We start from the raw sequence: 21558 nt of genomic DNA on the forward strand, positions 1-21558 counted from the left end.
CCGCACTTGATCGGGTCGCGCCCTGGCCACCTCGCACCCGAACCGTGCCGCACCGCGCCATCCGCGCCCGAACCTGTACCGCACCCGAACGGCGCTATTCGGACTCGCCTCGCGCTCGAGCCCCATCCCGCACTCGAACCCATCCGCTCTTGATCCCTGCCGCGCCCAGTTGGTGCCATGGCCGCCCCGCCCGCGCCCGAACCCCCGCCGCAGCGTGCCATCTCGCGCTCGAACCTGGTGCCGCACCTGAATGGTGTTGTGCGGCCTCATCTCGCGCTGGAACCCATCTAGCACTTGATCGTGTCCCGTCCAGTTCCTGCTCTGGCCGCCCGCGCCGAAACTTGTGCCGCACCGTGCCATCCCGCTCGAACCTGGTGCCGCACCTGAACGATGTTGTGCGGACCTACCCGGCGCTCGAACCCCATCCCGCACTTGACCCCTGTCGCGCCCGGTCGGTGCCCTGGGCATCCCGCGCCCGAACCTGTGGCGCACGGGAACGTGCCATACCGGGCCTGAACCCGTGCGTACCCGAACCGTGCCGCACCGCGCCTTCCCGCGCCGGAACCTGGTGTCGCAGCCGAACCGTGCTGTGCGTACCTACCCCGCGCTTGAGCCACCTCCGCCCTTGATCCGTGCCGTGCCCGGTTGGTGCCATGGCCGCCCCCGCCCCGAACCCGGCGCCGCACCCGAACCGCGTTGTGCGGACTTACCTCGTGCTCGAACCCATGCCGCACTTGATCGTGTCGTGCCCGGCGGCCGCCCCGCGCCCGAACCCGTGCCGCACCGTGCCCTGCCGCGCTCGACCTGGCGCCGCACCCGAACCGTGCTGTGCCGATCCCGTGCTCGACCTACCCCGCTCTTGATCCCTGTCGTGCCCGGTGCCCTGTCCATCCCGCACCCGAACCCGGTGTCGCCCCGCGCCATCTCGCGCCCGAGCCTGGTCCCGCGCCCGGACCGTGCTGTGCGGGCCTACCCCGCGCCCGAACCACTCCACTCTTGATCCCTGCCGCGCCGGGTTCGCGCCTTAGCCCATCCCGCGCCCGAATCCACCCGCACCCGAACCCGTCCTCGTCCCGCACTCGGACGCGCCGTGCCGCGTCCGAACCCGTGCCGCGCCGCTCCAACCCGCGCCCGGACCTGGTCCCGCACCCGGACCGTGCCGTGTGGGCCTACTCCGCGCTCGAACCACCCCGCTCTTGCCCGTTTCGTGCCATGGCTACCCCGCACCCGAATCTGGTCCCCACCCGAATCGTGCTGTGCGGACCTACTCCGCGCTCGAACCACCCCGCTCTTGCCCGTTTCGTGCCATGGCTACCCCGCACCCGAATCTGGTCCCCACCCGAATCGTGCTGTGCGGGCCTACCCCGCGCTCGAACCACCCCGCTCTTGATCCCGCTCGCGTCGGGTTCGTGCTTGGCCACCCCGCGCCCGAACCCGTCTCGCAATGAACCGTGTCCTGCCCGAACCACCCCCGCACCTGAACCCGTGCCGTGCCCGAACCAGGCCGCGATCGAACCTGGTCGCATTCGATCGCGCCGTGCCTGGACCACGCGACCCCGCCTCGTCCGGCGCCCGCTGTTCGATTCCGGCCGATCGATTCGGCCCGCGTCTGGCCGCGAGTCGGGTATTCCCAATCCCTTCCCAGCACGTCCACGATCGGGTGACCGGGGTTGATGTGTCAGGGCTCGACCGTAAGGTGAAAGCGATGGCCCTTGTTGTTCTTGCGCCGCTTTGCTTTTCCCGTCGGGAACGGTGGGCGCGGACGGCCCGCGCGTGATCGTGGGTGTTGTGCGAGCCGCGCGGTATTCTGTTGGTCAACCCCGCACCGTTGGGTGAGATTCACCTGATCGCGTGCCCACCATGTTGCCGTTCGTGGTGTCGCAGGTACCGTCATCTCATGGCTTCCCAACAGGATCGTGATCACGTCGGCTTCACGGTCGTGCGGCACGGGTTCGACCGCGCACAGGTGAAGCAGCACATCCAGGACCTCGAAACCACCGCCACCACCGCGCTCGCCCAGCGCGACGAGGCGGTGGCCAAGGCCGAGGAGCTGGCCGGGCAGCTGGAGCTGGCCCGCCGCGAGATCGATGCCCTCAACGCCCGACTCGACAAGATCGGCACCGCCGCCGCGGCGTCGTCGGCGCCGAACGCGCCCGAGCGCTCGGCCCGGGCGGACGTGGTCGCCAAGGCCCAGGCCGCCGAGATCACCAGCCGAGCCCAAGCCGCCGCCGACACGGCGTGGTCGGCAGCTGAAGAGGCCTCGACAGCCCTGCGCGAGCGCTACCGCCGCCTGCTGGCCGAATTGGACAAGCAGCACACCGAGATCCACGCCGCCCACAAGACGATCATGGATGAGGCCCGGGCCAAGGTGGATCAGATGACCACCGTCGCCGAGCAGCGCCAGCGCGAGGTCGACGAGCGGGCCGAACGCGAGCGCCAGCGCCTCGAGCAGCAGTTCCAGCAGGACCTCACCAGCAAGCGCGACCACCTCGCCGAGGAGATCGCCGCCGCCCACAGCGCCGCCGAGCAGGAGGCCGACCGCCGCCTCCGCGCCGCCACCGACGAGGCCGACAAGCGCATCGCCACCGCCACCAGCCACGTCGAACAGCTCACCGCCCTGCGCGAACAGCTCGCCGGACGCCTCCGGGGCACCTCGGACCTGCTCGACCAGAGCGCGAAGCTGCTCCAGCCGATCGAGGCCGAGGCCGAACTCGACCAGCTCCCGTTGTCCGCTGAGCCTCCGGCTGCCCAGACCCAGCCGGTCCGCAAGCCGCAGAAGGCCCCGGCCCGCTAGCAGAATGCGGCCGTGCGCGAACAGTTAGCCGACGCTCGCGTGGTACCGCTGCTCGACCAGAGCGCGAAGCTGCTCCAGCCGATCGAGGCCGAGGCCGAACTCAACCAGCCCCCGCTGCCCGCTGAGGCTCCCGCTGCCCAGACCCAGCCGGTCCGCAAGCCGCAGAAGGCCCCAGCTCGCTAGCAGAGCGGGACCGCTCGCCGAGCGCCTGTGAGGCACCTGGGACCTGCTCGTCCAGAGCGTGAAGCTGCTCCAGCCGATCGAGGCCGAGGCCGAACTCGACCAGCTCCCGTTGTCCGCTGAGCCTCCCGCCGCCCAGGCCCAGCCGATCCGCAAGCGTAAAAGGTCCCGGCCTGCTTGGAGAACACAGGTCCGCACGGACAGCTTGCCCGATGCTTGCGCGGTACCACCGACCCGCTCGACCGAACGGCGAAGCTGCTGCAGCCGATCGAAGTCGAACTTGCCCAAGTCCCGCTGCTGGTGAATCCCTGCCGCTCAGACCCAGCCTGTCCAGAGCCGCGGAGAGCCCCAGCCGCTAGCGGAGTGTGGTCCTGCCAGGATCGCCCCGGGCAGGTACAAGCGGTTGGGTGGCACTGTCTCGCGAGCCGTGCGATTTCCCGCCCGCTAGCGGAGCCTTGTCCAGACCGAATCCGCGGGCAGCGCCTCATCGGTCGGTAGGCGGACGGCGTGCCGTGGGTCAGAAAGGGCCGAGACGCCCGGGTTCACGAGCAAGCGGGTGGCTGCAGGACAGGGCGCCTGGAGTCGTCGAGTCGCAGGTAGATCTTGGGTACGTACCCCAGTTCCGCGCCATCGCGGGAGACGCGCCCCCAAGTCCGTTCCTCGGCAGCCGTGGTGTCGTTGACCTTCGGGTCCGTCACCGGGACCTCGGTAGTCACCTGGCACTGCACTACGACCATCCGCCCGGACGAGATCACCGTGGTGACCTCCGCGGTCGTGTCGGGAGTCTTGAACACAGCCACCGATGTGCTGTCGTAGCCGGAGGAGCTGGTGGCGTACACCGTCGCGGTGATCGTTCCCGGGGGTAACGGGCTCGTGGTCGTCGTTGTCGGGTAGTTGCCGCTGTAGGAGTCGACGGGTCCGGTGGTGGCCTCGCACCACGCCGAAGCCGCCAAGATGAGGGCCGCACTCGCCAACCCCGCCGCAGTCCATGCGACCTTGCCCGCGCGACGGCTCCGCCTGCGCAGGAGTGCGATCTCCTCCAGTAGCGAGCTATCAGTGGCAGGCGGTGGAGTGCTGTCCTGCGCTGCTGCCTCTTCGAACCGGGTGGTCCACAGTTCGACCTCCTCCGTCGTCATGCCCATCGCGGGCAGGACCGCAGCGAGCGCGACCCGGTTGGGGGGCTTCTTGCCGGTGAACAGGTCGCCGACCACCGTCTTCCCCCAGCCGGCGGCTCGGCTCAGTTCGCGCACGCTCAGCCCCCGCCCTGCACGTTCCGAGGCCAACGCGCGTGCCACCGCGCGCAGGGGAACGTCGGTGCCGCCTGCCGAGACGGGAGCGGTTCGGGTGGCGTCCTCGGCGCGGCGCCACAGCTCCCGGATGTGGTCGGCGTCCCCGCCCAGTGCCTCGGTTATCGCCAGGGCTGTGGCTTCCGACACCGCTGACCTGCCGTTGAGCATCCTGGAGAGTGCCGACCGGGAGTACTTGACCTTGTCCGAGAGGTCACCCAATGTGTGGCCACTGCTCTTCTGGAGCCGCTTGAGTTCGGCGGCGAGCGCGGAGACCGCGGGGAGGGTCTCCCCGCGGTCGTCCGTCGATTGGGTCACAGCGAGACCTCGACGCGCAGCACGTGCCGCGCTCGCCCGCTGGTCGGCAGCAGCCGGTCAGCCAGGGTCACCGCGACGCCGCCGATCAGCATCACGGCCGCCGCCGCGGCGTACACCGAGTGGCCCGCGGCAACCAGTGATCCGGCGGCGACGAAGACGAACACGAACAGGAAGACCCGCCACGTGGCGGTTGTCTCCGGTTGGCACAGGCCGGAAGCGCGCCTGCGCACCACGGACTTGCTCACGGTTTCTCCCTCGGGTGGAAGTGGCGCGGCCGATCGGCCGCGCTGTTCCATCCTGATCACGCCTGACGGGGCAGTGAAGGCATCGCCGTTGACACTCAGTCCGCTACCAGGTGTTGCACGGGGCATCCGGACACGCCGCAACGCCCGCGCAACACCGACCGACCCAGGTCGGGTATCCGCTGATGGCGGTCCGACGTGGTCGTTGCGCTGTCCGCTGTGGTGACGCGGACACCGGTGGTCAGCTCAGGCGCTCCAACACCATCGCCATGCCCTGGCCGCCGCCCACGCACATGGTCTCCAGGCCGAACTGCTTGTCGTGCCACTGCAGCGAGTTGATCAGCGTCGTGGCGATCCGGGCGCCGGTCATGCCGAACGGGTGGCCGACCGCGATCGCGCCGCCGTTGACGTTCAGGCGGTCCTCGGGGACGCCGAGCTCGCGTGCCGAGGGGATGACCTGGGCGGCGAAGGCCTCGTTGATCTCCACCAGGTCGATGTCGCCGATGGTCAGCCCGGCCAGGGCCAGTGCCCGCTGGGACGCCTCGACCGGGCCCAGGCCCATGATCTCCGGCGAGAGCCCGGACACCCCGGTGGCCACGATCCGCGCCAGCGGGGTCAGGCCGAGGGCGGCGGCCTTGGTGTCGGACATGATCACCAGTGCGGCGGCGCCGTCGTTGAGCGGGCAGCAGTTGCCCGCGGTCACCCGGCCGTCGGGGCGGAAGACCGGCTTGAGCGTCGCGGTCTTCTCGTAGGTGATCCCCGCGCGCGGGCCGTCGTCGGTGTCCACCACGCGGCCGTCGGGGAGGGTGACCGGGGTGATCTCGCGGGCCCAGAAGCCGTCCTTGATGGCCTGTTCGGCGCGGTTCTGCGAGCGGACGCCGAAGTGGTCCATCTCCTCGCGGGTGATGCCCTTGGCCAGCGCCAGGTTCTCCGCGGTCTGGCCCATCGCGATGTAGGCGTCGGGGACCAGGCCGTCGGTGCGCGGGTCGTGCCAGTCGCCCGCGCCCTCGGCGGCGACCGAGGCGGTGCGCGCCTCGGCGTCGGCGAAGATCGGGTTGTGGGTGTCCGGCCAGGAGTCGGAGCTGCCCTTGACGAAGCGGGACACCGTCTCCACCCCGGCCGAGATGAACACCTCGCCCTCGCCCGCCTTGATCGCGTGCAGCGCCATCCGGGTGGTCTGCAGCGAGGACGCGCAGTACCGGGTCACCGTGCAGCCGGGCAGGGAGTCGTAGCCGAGCAGCACCGAGACGATCCGGCCCATGTTGTTGCCCTGCTCGCCGCCGGGCAGGCCGCAGCCGAGCATCAGGTCATCGATCTCGGCCGGGTCCAGCGCGGGCACCTTGTCCAGGGCGGCGCGGACCATCTGCGCGGTGAGGTCGTCGGGCCGGATGTCGACCAGGGACCCCTTCCCGGCGCGCCCGATGGGCGAGCGGACGGCGGAGACGATGACTGCCTCGGGCATGGGGGCTCCTTCGCGGTGGCCGGTTGGGCACGACACCGCCGAGGCTACTCGCTGGTAACCGGGCCCGACCCGGGGGAGCGGCGCTGCTCAGCCAGGTGTCACCGCACTGTCGCACACCCCGACCGCCGCGCACAGTGGGGCGAGGATCACCTCGGCGGCCAGCCCGTAGCCCGCGCCGTTGGGGTGGAACCGGTCGGCGCTGAACAGCTCGCCGGACCGGGTCGCGAAGTGCCTGGACAGCAGGGCCGCCAACGGCACCACCCGCGCGGGGGTGGCCGCGAGCGCGCGGGCCTGCGCACGGGCGAGGGCCCGGCTGCGCCGTCGGGCGAGCTCGCGCAACGGCTGGGGGATCGGCTGGATCGCGCCCAGGTCCGGGCAGGTGGCGACGACTACGGCGGTACCGACCGCGTGCAGCCGCGCGACCTCGGCGGCGAGCAGTGCCGCGGACTCCGCGATGCTGCGCCGCGCGGTCACGTCGTTGCCGCCGATCATGACAAGAGCCACGTCCGGCGCGTCCGCTACAGCCCGGTCTACCTGCGCCGTTAGGTCTGTCGTCCGCGCGCCGCTAACCGCGTACGTGGTGAGTCTCACCGGTCGTAAAGCCTCGTCCGCGAGCCCCCGCGCCAAGCGCACACCAGGCAGAGCCTCCGGCGACTCAGCCCCCAGGCCTGCCGCGCTCGAGTCGCCGAAGATCCCGAACCGCAGTCCGCCGACCACCGACACCGGACCCGTGCCGTCGGGCAGGTAGCCGCCGTCGGCGTTGAACGGCTGCTCAAGCGGCTTGCCGATCACCGACCTGGCCTGCTTGGCCTGCGTCGTGAACAACGTGTACGCCGCTCCCGAGAGGCCGCCGACCGACCCGGCGGCCAGCGCGGCCACCCGGAGAGCACGAACCCAGATCACCTGTCTACCCCCGTTCGGTCAACGTGGTTACTCCAGACGTATCGCGCCCACCCCTGGTTCCGCGTCACCCCGGGTGTCCCACGACCCCCGGGTTAGGCTTCCGGCGCAGGCCAAGTGACCTCACGAAGGAGCCCCGGTGGAGTACGTCGAGCACATCAGCGATCTCGTCGGCGACACGCCCCTGGTGAAGCTGAACGCGCTGGCCGCGGGCCTGGCGCCGACGGTGCTGGCCAAGGTCGAGTACCTCAACCCCGGCGGCAGCGTCAAGGACCGGATCGCGCTGCGCATGGTCGAGGCGGCCGAGGCCTCCGGCGAGCTGCGCCCGGGCGGCACGATCGTCGAGCCCACCTCGGGCAACACCGGCGTCGGCCTGGCGATGATCGCCCAGCGCAGGGGCTACAAGTGCGTCTTCGTCTGCCCGGACAAGGTCAGCGAGGACAAGCGCAACGTGCTCAAGGCCTACGGCGCCGAGGTCGTGGTGTGCCCGACCGCGGTCGCCCCGGAGCACCCCGACTCCTACTACAACGTCTCCGACCGGCTGGTCCGCGAGATCGAGGGCGCCTGGAAGCCGAACCAGTACGCCAACCCGCAGAACCCGGAGAGCCACTACCACTCCACCGGCCCGGAGCTGTGGAAGCAGACCGACGGGCGGATCACGCACTTCGTCGCGGGCGTGGGCACCGGCGGCACGATCTCCGGCACCGGCCGCTTCCTCAAGGAGGCCTCCGGGGGCCGGGTCAAGGTCATCGGCGCCGACCCGGAGGGCTCGGTCTACTCCGGCGGCACCGGCAGGCCCTACCTGGTGGAGGGGGTCGGCGAGGACTTCTGGCCGGACACCTACGACCGCGACATCGCCGACGAGATCATCGCGGTGAGCGACGCGGAGTCCTTCGAGGTCACCCGCAGGCTGGCCCGCGAGGAGGCCCTGCTGGTCGGCGGCTCGTGCGGGATGGCGGCCGCGGCGGCGCTGCGGCTGGCCGAGCGGCTCGGGCCCGACGACGTCGTGGTCGTGCTGCTGCCCGACGGCGGCCGCGGCTACCTGTCCAAGGTCTTCAACGACTCGTGGATGGCCCAGTACGGCTTCCTGCCGCCCGAGCACTCCGGCGCCACCGTCGGCGACGTGCTCCGGCGCAAGAGCGCCTCGGGCACCACGCTGCCGGAGTTCATCCACGCCCACCCCGCCGAGACGGTGGCCGACGCGGTCGCCATCCTGCGCGAGTTCGGGGTCAGCCAGATGCCGGTGGTCAACGCGGAGCCGCCGGTGATGGCCGCCGAGGTCGTCGGCGCGGTGAACGAGCGTGATCTTCTCGACGCCCTGTTCGCGGGCAAGGCCGCGCTGGCCGACCGCCTCGACCGGCACATGTCGGGCCCGCTGCCCACCATCGGCGCAGGTGAGCAGGTGTCCGCGGCCATGTCGGCGCTCTCCGCCGCGGACGGTGCGCTGGTCCTGGTGGACGGCAAGCCCGCGGGTGTGGTGACCAGGCAAGATCTCCTGGGGTTCCTCGCGGGCCGCTGACCCCCTAGGGTCTGCCGCGAGCCGATACCGGCACCGTGGCACACCATCCGATAGCGTTACCCGCAGTGTTATCCGCGTTGCAAGTTGACACACCAGGTCAAAGGGGTGGGAAACCCGATGAGTGCTCCCCAGCCGCCGAACCAGCCATGGCAGGGCGGACAGCCCCAGCAGTGGCCTGGTCAAGGCCAGGACCAAGGGCAGCCGCCGTACGGCCAACCGCCGCAGGGCTACCCGCCCCAGCAGCCGCAGTACGCGCCCCCGCCCGGTGACAACACCGGTGCCGACGGCGTCGAGCGCACGCAGGCGATCCGCCCGGGCCAGCAGCCGCCGTTCGGGCAGGAGGACGACAGCCAGGACCGCACCCAGGCCGTGCGCCCCGGTCAGGGCGACGCGACCCAGATGGTGCCCCCGGGCTCCGTCCCGCAGTCCCCGCCCTACGCCCCGCCGCCCAGCGCGGCGGACTCGCCGCCCGGGGGCTTCAACCAGCCCTACGGGCATCAGCAGCCGGGTGGCTTCGGCCAGCAGCCCGGTGGGTTCCCCGGCCAGGGCTACGGCCAGCCGCAGCCGGGCGGGTACCCGCCCCAGGGCGGCTTCGCCCAGCAGGGTGGGCTCGGTCAGCCGCCCGCGTTCGGCGGCCAGGGCTCCAACACCGGCATGATCTCGCTGATCGTGCTGGGCGCGGTGGCGCTGCTCGGCGTGATCACCGCGATCATGGGCCTCTCGCTGGCCTCGGACATCTCCAGCGTGAGCGGCTACTGCTCGGGCGTCGACTCCCGCTTCCTCGCGGGCGTTGCCTGCCCGACCGGCATCAACACGCTGTTCTCCTGGCTGCAGGTGCTCGGCGCGGTGGCCGCGGTCGCGGGCGCGGTGCTGCTGGCGCTGAAGAAGACCAACTACGGGCACCTGCTCATCGCCGGTGGCGGTGGCGCGGTCGTGCTGTTCGCGATCCTCAACGGCGCCACCTTCAGCTTCGCGGGCAGCGTCACCACCTCGCTGGTGTTCGGCCTGATCATCGCCGGTGCCGGTGCGCTGGCGTTCTTCCCGCAGACCAAGGACTACCTGGTCGCCAGCCCGCCGCTGGGCTCGCTCGGCGGCGGTGGCGGTCCGACGAACCCGCCCACCGGTGGCTTCGGCCAGCAGCAGCCCGGCGGCTTCGGGCAGCAGCCCCCGCAGCAGGGTGGTTTCGGCCAGCAGCCGCCGCAGGGCTACGGGCAGCAGCCGCCGCAGCAGCCCGGCTACGGCCAGCAGCCCCCGCAGGGCTACGGCCCGCCGCCCGGTGGCGGTTACGGCCAGCAGCCGCCGCAGGGTGGGCAGCAGCAGCCGCCGCAGCAGTGGTGAGCGCGTAACACCTTTTCGATGGGCCCCGACCAACCGGTCGGGGCCCATCTGCGTCTGTAGTGGGCAAACACCGGACGAGGGGCGCGAACCATGAGCTACCAGCAGCAGCCGTACCAGCAGCCCTACCAGCCGCAGCAGCAGTACTACGGCTACCAGCAGCAACCCGCGCAGGTGGGCAGCCCGGGCACCGCGATCATCGCGGGCATCCTTGCCCTGGGCCTCGCGGCCACCTTCGGCGGCGCGGTGGTCGACCTGCTGGTGGAGTTCAAGCTGATCGACAACCTGGACCAGATCCCGGGCGGGATGCTGGGGATCCTGGTCGCCCGGGCGGCGGTGGCGGTGTTCGCCCTGCTCGGCGCCATCCTGCTGTTCGCGCGCCGCTCGGGCGGGGCGGTGCTCACGATCCTGGCCGCCATCGCCGGGCTGGTCACGGTGGTGGTCGAGCCGATGACCTCGGAGCTGTTCGCCATGGTGGGCGTGGATTTCGGACAGTACCTCGAGGGGCTGTTCGCGTTCGACTCCACTTACGGCACGCTGTTGGCACTCGGCGTGATCGCGGCACCGCTCGCGTTCCTGTTCGCGGTACTGCCGTCCACGTTCCGGTGGTGCCGCGGCCGTCAGGTGAGCTTCCCTCAGTACTGAGCATGACCGGCGCGCCGTGCATACCCTCTAATGGGCGAATATTCCTCATAGTGGGATTAGTCCCACATGATGGTCATGCCCGGCCTGAGCCGTAACCTGGGACTCATGGTTGACGACACGTCCCGCTGGGGTTTCGAGACCCGGGCCATCCACGCTGGCCAAGCGCCCGACCCGCGCACCGGGTCGGTGATCGTCCCGATCTACGCCACGTCCACCTTCGCCCAAGACGGCGTGGGTGGCGTGCGGGACGGCGGCTACGAGTACTCCCGCACCGCGAACCCGACACGCACCGCCCTCGAAGAGGCGCTGGCCTCGCTGGAGGGCGGCAAGCACGGCCTGGCGTTCGCCTCCGGCATGGCCGCGGCCGACATCGCGCTGCGCTCGATGGCCCGCCCGGGCGACCACGTCATCCTGGGCAGCGACGCCTACGGCGGCACATTCCGCCTGCTCGACAAGGTCCTGTCCCTGTGGGGCGTCGAGTACACCTCGGTCGACTTGGCCGACACCACCGCCACCCGGGCCGCGGTCCGACCGAACACCAAGGTCATCTGGTCGGAGACGCCGACCAACCCGCTGCTCGGCATCGCCGACATCGCCGCACTGGCCACCATCGCCGCCGACGCGGGCGCGAAGCTGGTCATCGACAACACCTTCGCCACCCCGTACCTGCAGTCCCCACTGGGCCTGGGCGCGGACGTGGTGCTGCACTCCACCACCAAGTACCTAGGCGGCCACTCCGACGTCGTCGGCGGCGCACTGGTCACTTCGGATGACGAACTCCAGGACAAGTTCTCCTTCCTGCGCAACGCCGTAGGCGCCGTCCCAAGCCCCTTCGACTCCTGGCTCGTCCTGCGCGGCGCCAAGACCCTGGCCCTGCGCATGGAACGACACAGCGACAACGCCGAGCGCGTCGTCGAGGCACTGCAGAGCCACCAGAAGGTCACCAAGGTCTACTACCCCGGCCTCACCGACCACGCCGGCCACGAGATCGCCGCAAAGCAAATGCGCCGCTTCGGCGGCATGGTCTCCTTCTCGGTCACCGGCGGCGAACAAGCCGCCCTCGACATCGCGGCCCGCACCAGGCTGTTCATCCTGGGCGAGTCCCTCGGCGGCATCGAGTCCCTGATCGAACACCCGGGCAAGATGACCCACGCCAGCACCACGGGCTCCCCACTGCAGGTGGCAGGCGACATCCTGCGCCTCTCGGTGGGCATCGAGGACAGCACGGACCTCGTCCGAGACCTGCTGGACGCACTGAACTGATTACGGCAAAGCCAAACGAAAGCCCCCGACCCGGCCACCGGTTCGGGGGCCTTCTTTTAGATCCGTACGCGCAGACTCCACGGATCCGCCCACGACCTTGACCCAACCGCAGCGGAAATGCCGACACCGTTGGAACGCAAGAGAATTCCGCCCTCCAGCAAACCGCAGCGGATAGGCCGACCCCGCTGGTACCGCCGGCCCCGCTACGGATGCTCGATCTAGTGGACTCGCTTCGTGTGGGGGGAGAGCACCGCTAAACTTGCCGGTGGTGGGGAATGCCCTTCACCCGCCCTTTTTTCGCCACCGCGGTGCTCTAGGGGCCCCACGCGAAGCGAGTTCACTAGATCGAGCCCCCGCACTTACCCGGGCAACCCAGGGCCGCAAAACCCCCAGGCCGAGCCCACCCTCGCGACCCGAGCAACGAAGACGGCAACCTCACGACGCTCGTCCTAGATCCAGCCCACCCTCGCGACCCAAGCAACGAAGACGGCCACGCAGCAGCACCAGAGGCGCAGGCCCCCCCATCCGGACCTATCCCACGCCCCAACAACCACCCTACCGTCGGATGATCCACCCACCAGACGATCGGAGACCCCTCGTGCCCCGTCGCTCCATCGCCGCCGCGTTCGTGACCGGTGTCCTGGCCGTGCTCCTGTTGCCCGGCACCGCGAACGCCACCCAGAGCATCATCTTCACCAAGGTCGGCCCGTTCCAGACCAACGAGGCCTGCGTGTACTCCAAGAACCGCGACATCATCGAGGGCCAGTACCTGATCTACCCCGGTCTGGGCGCCGACTGCGACCACGAGGCGAGCGGCTACTACTACCACAGCGGCGAGTGGCAGAACGGCTGACCGCCACCCGGCTGCCGGGGTGCGCTGACTCAGCGCACCCCGCGCGCCAGGTCAGCTGACGACCTCCAGCACTGGCCGGTTCGCCCCCGCCTCCCGTTGGTCCAGGGTCACCCCGAACGCGCCGCCGGACAGGCCGAGGGACACCGTGCCGTGGTTCGCCCGCACGAACGACGTCACGTCCAGCCCGATCCAGTCGGCGCGCGCGCTGATCCGGCCGGTCGCCAGCGGGGCGCCGAGCGTGGGCTGGTTGTTCCAGGTCACTCCGGTCTCGGTCCACGCCCCGGTCGCCCCGTGCGCCGTCACGGTGGAGTGCGTGCTCTCGCTGTCCGTTACCCGGCCGTGCACCCACAGCACGGCGCGCTTGGGCACCGTGGCCAAGCCCAGGTCGAACCGCAGGAACGACCGACGCGCGTAACCCACCGCCGCGGTCTTGACCACCAGCGCGGCGGTCGCGAAGTTCTGGTCGGCGTAGCTGCCGTCGCGCACGTAAGCGTCCTCGACCGGGCTGAAGGTGGAGGCGGTGCCCGTGGACACCGCCGATCCCGTGCCGAGTCGCACGATCCGGGTCGCGCCGAGGGTTCCGCCGACCTCGACCAAGAGCTTGGTGGTGGGGGAGGTCTGCAACACGGTCACCCCAGGGTCGGCCGTGGCCGTCGCGAAACCATTGTCCGACAACGTGACGGTCACCGTGGTCGCTAGCCGGGTCGGGTCGGCGACAGCCACGCTCAGCACGGCACCGTCCTGCCGGACCAGCACCGAGCACGGGCCGTCCGCACTGATTGTTCCGCACGTGCCCGCCGCGAAGAAGTTCGCCGCGCGTACCGTCCCCGCCGAGATCCCCTGCGTGGTCGCGGTGTTCGCCACCACGGTCACGCCGGGGGACGCGCTGCGGGCGGCGGTGGTCGCGTCCGTGGCGCCAGGCAGCAGTAGGTACGCGTAGGAGGCGTTCACCGGGTTCGTGCCGTGGTCGTGCCACAACGTGAGGTAGCGCCGGGTGATCGCGTCGGCCGGGCCGTCGGTGTCGATGGTGGCCCACGAGCCGGTGCGGGCGGCCCGGGCCGCGGTCACGGTCGCGCCGCCGAGGAACACGTACCCGCCGAACCCGGCGATCGCCGCCCACTGCGCGCCGGTGAACTTCTTCGACCACCCGAGCGTGCCCGGCTGGGTCGCGCCGTCGACGACCAGGGCGTTCGTGCCCGCCGCACCGAGGTTGCGGTTGTCCACAATGGAATCAACAGAAGCGCCGTCGGTCGCGGTGATACCCGCGCCCAGGCACACTACCGCGTCATCGAGGCAGAACCACGACTTGCGGCCGGTCAGCGTCGACTGCAGGCCGGTGACGTGCTGGCCGATCGCCGACGCCACGCCGTCGGACGCCCCGCCCGCCCAGGTGTTGGTCGGCATCGTGGCGTTCCACTCGCCGCCCGCCGCGTCCGCCAGCGGCTTGCGGGACGCGGTCACTCCTGGCAGCCGGTAGGGGTCCACAGTGGGCCAGAACGCGTCCGAGTACTGGTCGGCGCCGTAGTCCTGGCCCCACCAGTACGTCATCCCGCTGCCGGTGTGCCAGCCGCGCAGGTTCTCGCCGTTGCCGGTCTCGTAGAACGTCGTGCGGTTCGAGTGCATCGACACCGCGAAGGTCCACAGTGGACGACGATGCACGGCGCGGTCCATCGCCGCGAACACCCGGCTCGAGGTCGGGTGCGCCGCGGCGGGCACGCTCCCGTCGGCCAGCAGCGCGCGCCCCCGGGCGAGATCCGGGACCAGTAGGTGGTCCTCGTAGGGCGAGTAGGTGTCGCGGGTGATCCAGCCCTTCGCCAACCCCCGCCAGCGGTTCGACTCGGTCGGCGAGGCCAGCCCGGTCGAGGCCAGGAGCAGCACCGCGGCGATGACCGCGTGCCCACGCCGGTGGTCGCTCTGGTCGGACCGGGCGATCCCCCGGCCGGACACCCCGTCGACGATCAGTCCATTGTGGATGAGCGGCGCGAACGCCGAGTCCACCGAGTCGAACAGCGCCTGCCGGTTCGGGTCCGTCACCGCCCAGGTCGACCCGGCGAGCAGGTGCAGCACCCGGGAGAGCCCGCCGAGCAGCACCACGCCGTACCCGCCCGCGTAGGGCACCGAGTCGTGCTGGACGAACGAACCGTCGGAGTACAGGCCGTCCCCGGACAGCACCGGCGGGAACACCGGCGACAGCGCGTCACGGGCCGCGGCGATCTTGGCCGCGTCCTCGCCGAGCACCCCGCGCAACGCGACCACCTGGCACAGGTCGACCCGGTTCGCGCCGGTGCTCGTGTCTGTGTACGCCGAGAGCCGTGAGACCGGTACGTGGTAGTCCACGGCGGCGAGGTGGTCGGTGAGCTGCGTGCCGGGCAGCGCCACCAGGAAGCAGGTGTCCAGCAACTTCTGCGGGGCGCCGATCTGCCAGTCCCACCAGTTCCCGTAGGGGCTTCTCGTGGCGCTGTAAGCATTGTTCTGCATCCACTCCAGCCCGTCCAGGACCGCGGTGGACATGACCGGTGAGTTGGTGTGGCCGGTGCCGGGCTGGGCGTAGGCCAGCGCCATCGTGCGCAACCGGGCGTAGGAGCTGGTGACGTTGGCCGACACGGTGCCGATCGGGTACTCCGGCCAGAGACCCGATCCCGTGGTGCTCATCGTGCTCTGGTAGTTCAGGGCCGCGTTCCCGGTGGCCACCAACGCGGTGTGGAACGGTTCGGCGGCCGGGTCGTACCCGGTGCCGGTGAGCAGATCGCGCCACCTCGTGCGCAACGCGTCGTAGGGCGCCGTGGCGAACGCGGGCACGTTCGCGCCCAGCGCCACCGCCACCACCGATCCGGCGAGCAGGAATCCCCTTCGGGACACACCCATGTCATCAACCTCTCGTCCGCACCGTCCGCGCAGGCGCGCGACTTGGTGAAGATCACCGATGACTGAACGCCCCCGACCGCGCCTTGGTTGCTCGGGGAGACGAGATCGTTCCGGCCATCCGGTCTAGACCTCCGGGTAACCCGCCTTGGCTGTGTGCGCGTGAGCCTGCGTTCAGTGTGACTCGGCCGACCAGACTCGGACGCCCCGCCGTCGCGGCGGTAGTGTCGGTTGGGGGTGTCCGAATCATGAAGATCGTGTTGCCCGGTGGGACCGGGAACGTGGGTGGTTTCCTCAGCCGGTCGCTGGCCGCGGCCGGGCACGAGGTCGTGGTGCTGACCAGGCGGGCCGGGGTCGACCTCGGTGCCGGGGTGCGCTCGGTGCGCTGGGACGGGCGCTCGCTCGGGCCGTGGGCGCACGAGCTCGACGGGTGCGCCGCGGTGGTCAACCTGGCCGGGCGCAGCGTCAGCTGCCGCTACACCGAGGCGAACCTGCGCGAGATGATGGCGTCGCGAGTGGACTCCGCGCGGGTGGTCGGCGAGGCGATCGCCGCGGCCTCGGCACCGCCGCGGGTGTGGTTGCAGATGAGCACCGCGACGATCTACGCCCACCGGCACGACGCGGCCAACGACGAGGCGACCGGCGTCATCGGTGGCACCGAGCCGGGGGTGCCGGGGTACTGGGCGTTCAGCGTCGAGATCGCCAAGCAGTGGGAGCTCGCCCAGGAGCGGGCGTCGACACCCGCGACGCGCAAGGTGGCGCTGCGGACGGCCATGGTGATGAGCCCGGACCGGGGGAGTGTCTTCGACGTCCTGTCCTGGATGGCCCGGCTCGGCCTCGGCGGCCCGGTGGCGGGCGGGCGGCAGTACGTGTCCTGGATCCACGACCGCGACTTCCTCCGCGCGGTCGAGTTCCTGCTCGCCAGGGACGACCTGGCCGGCCCGGTCAACCTGGCGGCGCCAGACCCGGTCCCCCAGCGCGAGTTCGCCCGCACCCTGCGCCGGGCGTGGCGGAGACCGGTCGGCCTGCTGGCGACGAAGTGGATGGCCGAGATCGGCGCGTTCGCCCTGCGGTCCGACACCGAACTACTGCTCAAGAGCCGCCGAGTCGTCCCGGGCCGCCTCTCGGACGCCGGTTTCACCTTCGACTTCGCGCGCTGGGAGGACGCTGCCGCCGACCTCGTCCAACGGCGTTGACGCCCTGCTGCGGGGATCAGAAAACGGCGAGCAACGGCGGCAGCGCCGCGAGGACCAGGATGGCCGCCACGTTCGCGCGGCGGTACTGGGCGAGCAGGGCAACGAACTCGCGCAGGAACGCACTCGGCACGAAGTACGACGCCGTCCGGGCTCCGACGACGTGGACCCGCAACCGCAGCTGTCGAGCGAGCACCGCTGTTCGGAACACGTGGTAGTTGTTGGTGACGGCCAGGATGGTGCCCGCGCGCCCGTGCTCGGCCAGCAGCTCCATGCTGTAGCGCAGGTTCTGCTCGGTGGTCGCCGCCTTGCCCTCCAACAGGATCCGCTCCGCGGGCACCCCGTTCGCGCGCAGGTAGGTGCCCATCGCCTCGGCCTCGGAGACCTGCTCGTCGGACCCCTGCCCACCAGAGACCACCAACACCGGATCAGTCTCGGCCGCGTGCGCACGGCACTCCACGGCCCGATCGAGCCGATTCGCCAACAGCGGCGGCACACTGTCACCGTCAAGGCCCGCGCCGAGCACGATGATCGCGTCCGCCTGCCTGCCGCGCCCGAGCCTGCCGTAGAGCACCGAATACACGAGCAGCGCGGCGAACAGGAACGCGAGATACCCCGCCACCAGCACCAACGACGTCACTCCGACAGCCAACCACCGCGGCCCACCAAACCCGATGGTCGCTGCGGTCACCCCGAACAGGCCGAGCATCGCCAGACCCGCGAGCAGGGACAGGAGGTTCCCGAGCGTGTGCCCCTCCCTACGCCACATCACGACACCGTTGGCGACCAACGCCCAGGGCAACACCAGCCCAACCAACACCCCGACCACCACCGCGCTGTCCCGCAGCCAAGGGACACCCGAGAGCGAGTCCAGCAACCACAGCCCACCGAACACCACGGCAAGGCCCAGCCACACGGCGTTACCGAGCCGCCTCGGCTCCCGGTAGACCCGATAGACGAAGATCACTGCCGCCACCAGGGCGAGCAACGCGAAAGCCATGGTCCTCCGTCACCCCGATACCACCCCACCGCCACTCGAAGCCAGGGATGGCTTGAAACCGCGACGGTAGCACCGCACCAGCGAGCACGGACCACAGGCAAGTTCCCCGCCAACTGTCCCTTCCAAACCTAGTCGCGACACTGCACGGCTCGCTGGTAGGCAACAGGATCCCTACCTCGCCCGGTGAGCAAGGGAATCCAGCCCCGCTAATACCCAGCGGAATCCCGACCCCACTGGTACCACAGCAGATAGGCTGACCCCGCCGCACGCGACAGGGTCCTGTCCCCCAGCAAACCGCAGCGGTGAGGCCGACCCGCTGGCACCCGACAGGGTCCCGTCCCCAGTAAACCGCAGCGGATAGGCCGACCCTGCTGGCACCCGAGTGAATCCTGCCCCCCAGCAAACCGCAGCGGTGAGGCCGACCCCGCTGGAACGCAACGCCCGCTACGGATGCTCGATCTGGTGGACTCGCTTCGTGTGGGGGGAGAGTGCCGCTAAACTTGCCGTGGGTGGGGATGCCCTTACCCTGCCCTTTTCTCTCCACCGCGGTGCTCTAGGGGCCCCGCACGAAGCGAGTTCACTGGATCGAGCCCCTCATCTTTTCCTCGGGCAACCCCAGCGATGAGCCGCCGAAGACGGTCGACCGTAGGTCGGTGTGCGGCACACCCCACGAGCTGCCCAAGTAAGAGCAGGGCTCGATTGGCTGGACTGCCTTCGCGCGGGGCCCCTAGGCGACCGCGTGGGGAAAAAGCGTGGGGAGAAGGGCATCCCCACCACTGGTCAAGTTTAGCGGTCGCCTCCCCCCACACGAAGACAGTCCACCCAATCGAGCACAAACGTAACGGGTGCTGCGTACCAGCGGGCTCTTCTTTAAAGAGTGAAAGACTTCGGGTCCGCGAGATTTGGGATGTGGCCGTCGGCTTCGAGAAGGCTAGGGATTGGCTGTGATCTTTACTCGGTCGCTGTCGTTTTCGGAGAGGAATGATGCCAGTGCGTGTCCTTCCTCAGTCACAGCAGTCCGTTCTGCTCGGGTGAACCGGCGCAGCGGCGTGACGATCACGGTGTCGTCCCTGACGATCCAGCTCGCCGCTACCCGGCCGTCGACCAAGACGACACGGACACCGTCCACCGATAGCCCGCGGTGGGCCTGGTCGACGATTCGGGTGCGGTCGTCGTAGCCGAGGAGGGCGTTGTCGAAGGCGGGTAGGTAGCGCACGGGGGCGGGGGTGTCCGGGTCTGGGCGGGGGGCGTCGGGGAGGTCCAGTAGTTCTCGGCCTCGTTCGTCGCGGAAGCTGACCAGTTCTGGCCGTACGGCGGACACCGCGGCGGGTAGGCCGGCGAGGCCGCTCCAGGACCGGAGGTCGGCTGTCGCCGCGGGGCCGAAGGCGGCCAGGTAGCGACGGACCATCGTCTGGCCGACCGGGTCCGTGCCGGTTGGGGCAGGTGGGTCTACCTCGCGTCCGAGCCATGATGAGATCGGGAGGTTTCGTACTCCTCCCTTCGCCCGCCAGATGCCGCGCGGTGGTAGCTGTACCACCGGGATGAGGGCGGCGACCAGCATTTCCCCCAGCGCCCGTGGGCCCGGTGCGGGCCACCGGTCGGCCAGTGCCCGGGAGAGTTCGGTCATCGAGCGCGGTTGGTCGTCGGCCAGGACCGCTCGGCCCGCGGCCGCGAGTTCGTCGAGGTCGATCCCGGCGAGTTCGGCCCGGTAGACCCCGAGTACCCGTTGGCGCAGCATGGCGTCGTGCCGGGATCGCCAGGCGAGCACGTCCTCGGCCGTGACCAAGTGGACGGTGCGGCGCATCAGGTGGGTGCGCACCACCTGCCTGTCGGTCAGCAGGTCCGACAGCACCGCCGGGTCGAACGCGCGCAGTCGTGACCAGAGTCCGACGAACGGCTCCTGCGGTTCCTGCGCCTGCAGGCCGCCCAGGTGCGCGACGGCGTCGAGGACCGGCAGGTCGGCGCGGTCGAGCAGGAGTTGCCGGGCGAGGGTTGCCCGGTTGAGCGCCCGGTTGTCCAAAACGGTCATCGCCTCATCCTGCCGGTCGTCGGCGTTCTCCTCCTGTCGTGCGGTCAGCTCGACCGCTGCCCGTCCAGTGCCTCGCGCAGGATGTCCGCGTGCCCGGCGTGCTGTGCGGTCTCGGCGATGACGTGCGCCAACACCCGCCGGACGCTGCGGACCGCGCCTGGCTCGTTCCAGGGCGCGTCTGGCATCGGGAAGGTCGCCGACAGGTCGGGGAGTGCGGCGATGATCTCCGCGCTGCGGGCGGCGACCCGCTCGTAGCGCGTGAGGATCTCGGCCAGCGTTTCACCGGGTGCGACCTGGAACTCGGCCTGGTGGTCGATCATCCACTTCGGGTACTCGGTCGCGGTGCCCGCCGCGATGTCGGCCCAGGTCACACCCTCTGGCAGGTCGTAGCGCAGCGCCGCGGGGCCGTCGACCACGAAGCGCAGCCAGCCCTCCTCCACGGACGTGACGTGCTTGATCAGCCCACCCAGGCAGAGCGCGCTGACCGTGGGGCGCTCGGTGGCCTGCTCGTCGCTGAGCCCGTGCACGGTAGTGGTCAGGGCGGCTCGGGTGGTCGCCAGCTCGGCGATCAGGTCGGTCCGTTCGCTGTCGAGAATCGTGGTCACGTCGAGTCCCTCGGGTCGTTGAACTGGCACGGGACCACAGTCGCAGCAGAAGCGGACAGGTTGTGGCCGCTTCTCGGGGCAGAATGCGGGGCATGCCGAAGACCTCAGCGCGACTGCTGTCGTTGCTCTCGCTGCTCCAAGCGCGCCGGGACTGGCCTGGGGCGCTGCTGGCCGAGCGGCTCGACATCAGTCCGCGCACCGTGCGCCGCGACGTCGACCGCCTGCGCGAGCTCGGCTATCCCATCCAGGCCAGCAAAGGCCCCGACGGCGGCTACCGGCTCGACGCGGGCACGGAACTGCCGCCGTTGCTGTTCGACGACGAGCAGGCCGTGGCGCTGGCCGTCGCCCTGCAGATCGCCACGACCTCCGGCGTCGGGATCGAGGAGGCCGCGGCCCGCGCGTTGACCACCGTCCGGCAGGTCATGCCCGCACGGCTGCGCCACCGGATCGACACCCTCCGGTTCACCGCCGTCGAACGTTCCGCGGCCGGACCAGGACCCCAGGTCGACAGCGGTGTCCTCCTGGGACTGAGCGCCGCCGTCCACGCCCGCGAGGTGCTGCGCTTCGACTACCCAGCGGCCGAAGCGCGGGACGTCCCGCCCCGCCGGGCGGAGCCGCACCACCTCGTCACCTGGGGCGGGCGCTGGTACCTGGTCGCCTGGGACCTGGACCGCGCGGACTGGCGCACCTTCCGCGCCGACCGGATCACCCCGCGCGTCCCGACCGGCCCCCGTTTCACCCCGCGCGAGTTGCCCGGCGGTGACGTGGCCGCTTTCGTCGCCGCGAGGTTCCGCGGTTCCGCGGACTCGACCGACTGGCCCTGCCGCGGCGAGGTGATCCTCGACCTCCCCGCGGCCGAGGTGTCCCAGTACACCCGGGACGGGATCGTCGAGGAGCTCGGGCCGGACCGGTGCAGGCTCGTCCTGGGCTCGTGGTCCTGGCCCGGCCTGGCCGCCACCATCGGCAGGTTCGACGCCGACATCGAGGTCGTCGGGCCGGTCGAGCTCAAGGACGCCTTCGCGCACCTGGCCCGCCGGTACGCCGCCGCCGCGCTCCCGCGCTGAGCGGCGCG

17 protein-coding genes are annotated in these 21558 nt (G+C 70.7%); 9 read left to right on the forward strand and 8 right to left on the reverse strand.

What is annotated here, in order from left to right; all coding sequences use genetic code 11:
* Nucleotides 1-1897: 1897 nt before the first annotated feature.
* Both QSK30_RS17195 and QSK30_RS17200 read left to right on the forward strand, forming a co-directional pair.
* Complete coding sequence (locus QSK30_RS17195) at nt 1898-2794, forward strand: coiled-coil domain-containing protein (protein WP_285503952.1); 897 nt, start codon at nt 1898-1900, stop codon at nt 2792-2794.
* A gap of 12 nt (nt 2795-2806) precedes the next feature.
* Nucleotides 2807-2977, forward strand: coding sequence for a hypothetical protein (locus tag QSK30_RS17200; protein ID WP_285503954.1), 171 nt, complete (start codon nt 2807-2809; stop codon nt 2975-2977).
* A 539-nt stretch (nt 2978-3516) separates the two neighbouring features.
* On the opposite strand, the gene QSK30_RS17205 is transcribed toward QSK30_RS17200, so the two are convergent.
* From QSK30_RS17205 to QSK30_RS17220, 4 genes are all read right to left on the reverse strand, one after another.
* On the reverse strand, nt 3517-4578 hold the full coding sequence (locus QSK30_RS17205) for a helix-turn-helix domain-containing protein (protein ID WP_285503956.1): 1062 nt from the start codon (nt 4576-4578) through the stop codon (nt 3517-3519).
* The gene (locus QSK30_RS17210) at nt 4575-4823 is read right to left on the reverse strand and encodes a hypothetical protein (RefSeq protein WP_285503957.1); all 249 of its coding nucleotides are present in this window, start codon (nt 4821-4823) and stop codon (nt 4575-4577) included. The genes QSK30_RS17205 and QSK30_RS17210 overlap by 4 nt, the downstream gene beginning before the upstream one ends.
* A gap of 238 nt (nt 4824-5061) precedes the next feature.
* The gene (locus tag QSK30_RS17215) at nt 5062-6282 is read right to left on the reverse strand and encodes an acetyl-CoA C-acetyltransferase (protein ID WP_285503958.1); all 1221 of its coding nucleotides are present in this window, start codon (nt 6280-6282) and stop codon (nt 5062-5064) included.
* 87 nt (nt 6283-6369) lie between these two features.
* Nucleotides 6370-7185 carry an SGNH/GDSL hydrolase family protein gene (locus tag QSK30_RS17220; protein ID WP_285503959.1) on the reverse strand — a complete coding sequence of 272 codons (816 nt, stop codon included), beginning with the start codon at nt 7183-7185 and terminating at the stop codon, nt 6370-6372.
* A 136-nt stretch (nt 7186-7321) separates the two neighbouring features.
* Between QSK30_RS17220 and QSK30_RS17225 the strand changes: the two genes are divergently transcribed.
* The 5 genes from QSK30_RS17225 to QSK30_RS17245 all read left to right on the forward strand — a co-directional run bounded on the left by QSK30_RS17225 (nt 7322) and on the right by QSK30_RS17245 (nt 12797).
* Nucleotides 7322-8701 (forward strand): cystathionine beta-synthase, encoded by a 1380-nt coding sequence (locus tag QSK30_RS17225; RefSeq protein ID WP_285503960.1) that lies wholly within the window; start codon nt 7322-7324, stop codon nt 8699-8701.
* 117 nt (nt 8702-8818) lie between these two features.
* Nucleotides 8819-10039: a hypothetical protein gene (locus tag QSK30_RS17230; protein WP_285503961.1), complete on the forward strand. Its 1221-nt coding sequence runs from the start codon at nt 8819-8821 to the stop codon at nt 10037-10039.
* A gap of 90 nt (nt 10040-10129) precedes the next feature.
* On the forward strand, nt 10130-10681 hold the full coding sequence (locus QSK30_RS17235) for a hypothetical protein (protein WP_285503962.1): 552 nt from the start codon (nt 10130-10132) through the stop codon (nt 10679-10681).
* 105 nt (nt 10682-10786) lie between these two features.
* On the forward strand, nt 10787-11944 hold the full coding sequence (locus tag QSK30_RS17240) for a cystathionine gamma-synthase (protein ID WP_285503963.1): 1158 nt from the start codon (nt 10787-10789) through the stop codon (nt 11942-11944).
* A gap of 598 nt (nt 11945-12542) precedes the next feature.
* A complete protein-coding gene (locus QSK30_RS17245; protein WP_285503965.1) occupies nt 12543-12797 on the forward strand; it encodes a hypothetical protein in 255 nt (84 codons plus the stop codon).
* Between the two features lie 51 nt (nt 12798-12848).
* Here QSK30_RS17245 and QSK30_RS17250 read toward each other — a convergent pair whose 3' ends face one another.
* Nucleotides 12849-15662 carry a polysaccharide lyase family 8 super-sandwich domain-containing protein gene (locus QSK30_RS17250; RefSeq protein WP_285503967.1) on the reverse strand — a complete coding sequence of 938 codons (2814 nt, stop codon included), beginning with the start codon at nt 15660-15662 and terminating at the stop codon, nt 12849-12851.
* Between the two features lie 245 nt (nt 15663-15907).
* On the opposite strand from QSK30_RS17250, the gene QSK30_RS17255 reads away from it, so the two are divergent.
* Nucleotides 15908-16855 (forward strand): TIGR01777 family oxidoreductase, encoded by a 948-nt coding sequence (locus QSK30_RS17255; protein WP_285503969.1) that lies wholly within the window; start codon nt 15908-15910, stop codon nt 16853-16855.
* A 16-nt stretch (nt 16856-16871) separates the two neighbouring features.
* On the opposite strand, the gene QSK30_RS17260 is transcribed toward QSK30_RS17255, so the two are convergent.
* The 3 genes from QSK30_RS17260 to QSK30_RS17270 form a co-directional block, all read right to left on the reverse strand.
* On the reverse strand, nt 16872-17852 hold the full coding sequence (locus tag QSK30_RS17260) for a YdcF family protein (RefSeq protein WP_285503970.1): 981 nt from the start codon (nt 17850-17852) through the stop codon (nt 16872-16874).
* 931 nt (nt 17853-18783) lie between these two features.
* A complete protein-coding gene (locus QSK30_RS17265) occupies nt 18784-19881 on the reverse strand; it encodes a winged helix DNA-binding domain-containing protein (protein ID WP_285503972.1) in 1098 nt (365 codons plus the stop codon).
* Nucleotides 19882-19925: 44 nt separating this feature from the next.
* Nucleotides 19926-20486, reverse strand: coding sequence for a DinB family protein (locus tag QSK30_RS17270; RefSeq protein WP_285503974.1), 561 nt, complete (start codon nt 20484-20486; stop codon nt 19926-19928).
* 92 nt (nt 20487-20578) lie between these two features.
* Here QSK30_RS17270 and QSK30_RS17275 point away from each other — a divergent pair, with 92 nt between their 5' ends.
* A complete protein-coding gene (locus tag QSK30_RS17275) occupies nt 20579-21550 on the forward strand; it encodes a helix-turn-helix transcriptional regulator (RefSeq protein ID WP_285503975.1) in 972 nt (323 codons plus the stop codon).
* Nucleotides 21551-21558: the final 8 nt, after the last annotated feature.

Origin of the sequence: Actinokineospora sp. NBRC 105648, from assembly GCF_030269645.1 — a bacterium.
Lineage (GTDB): Bacteria > Actinomycetota > Actinomycetes > Mycobacteriales > Pseudonocardiaceae > Actinokineospora.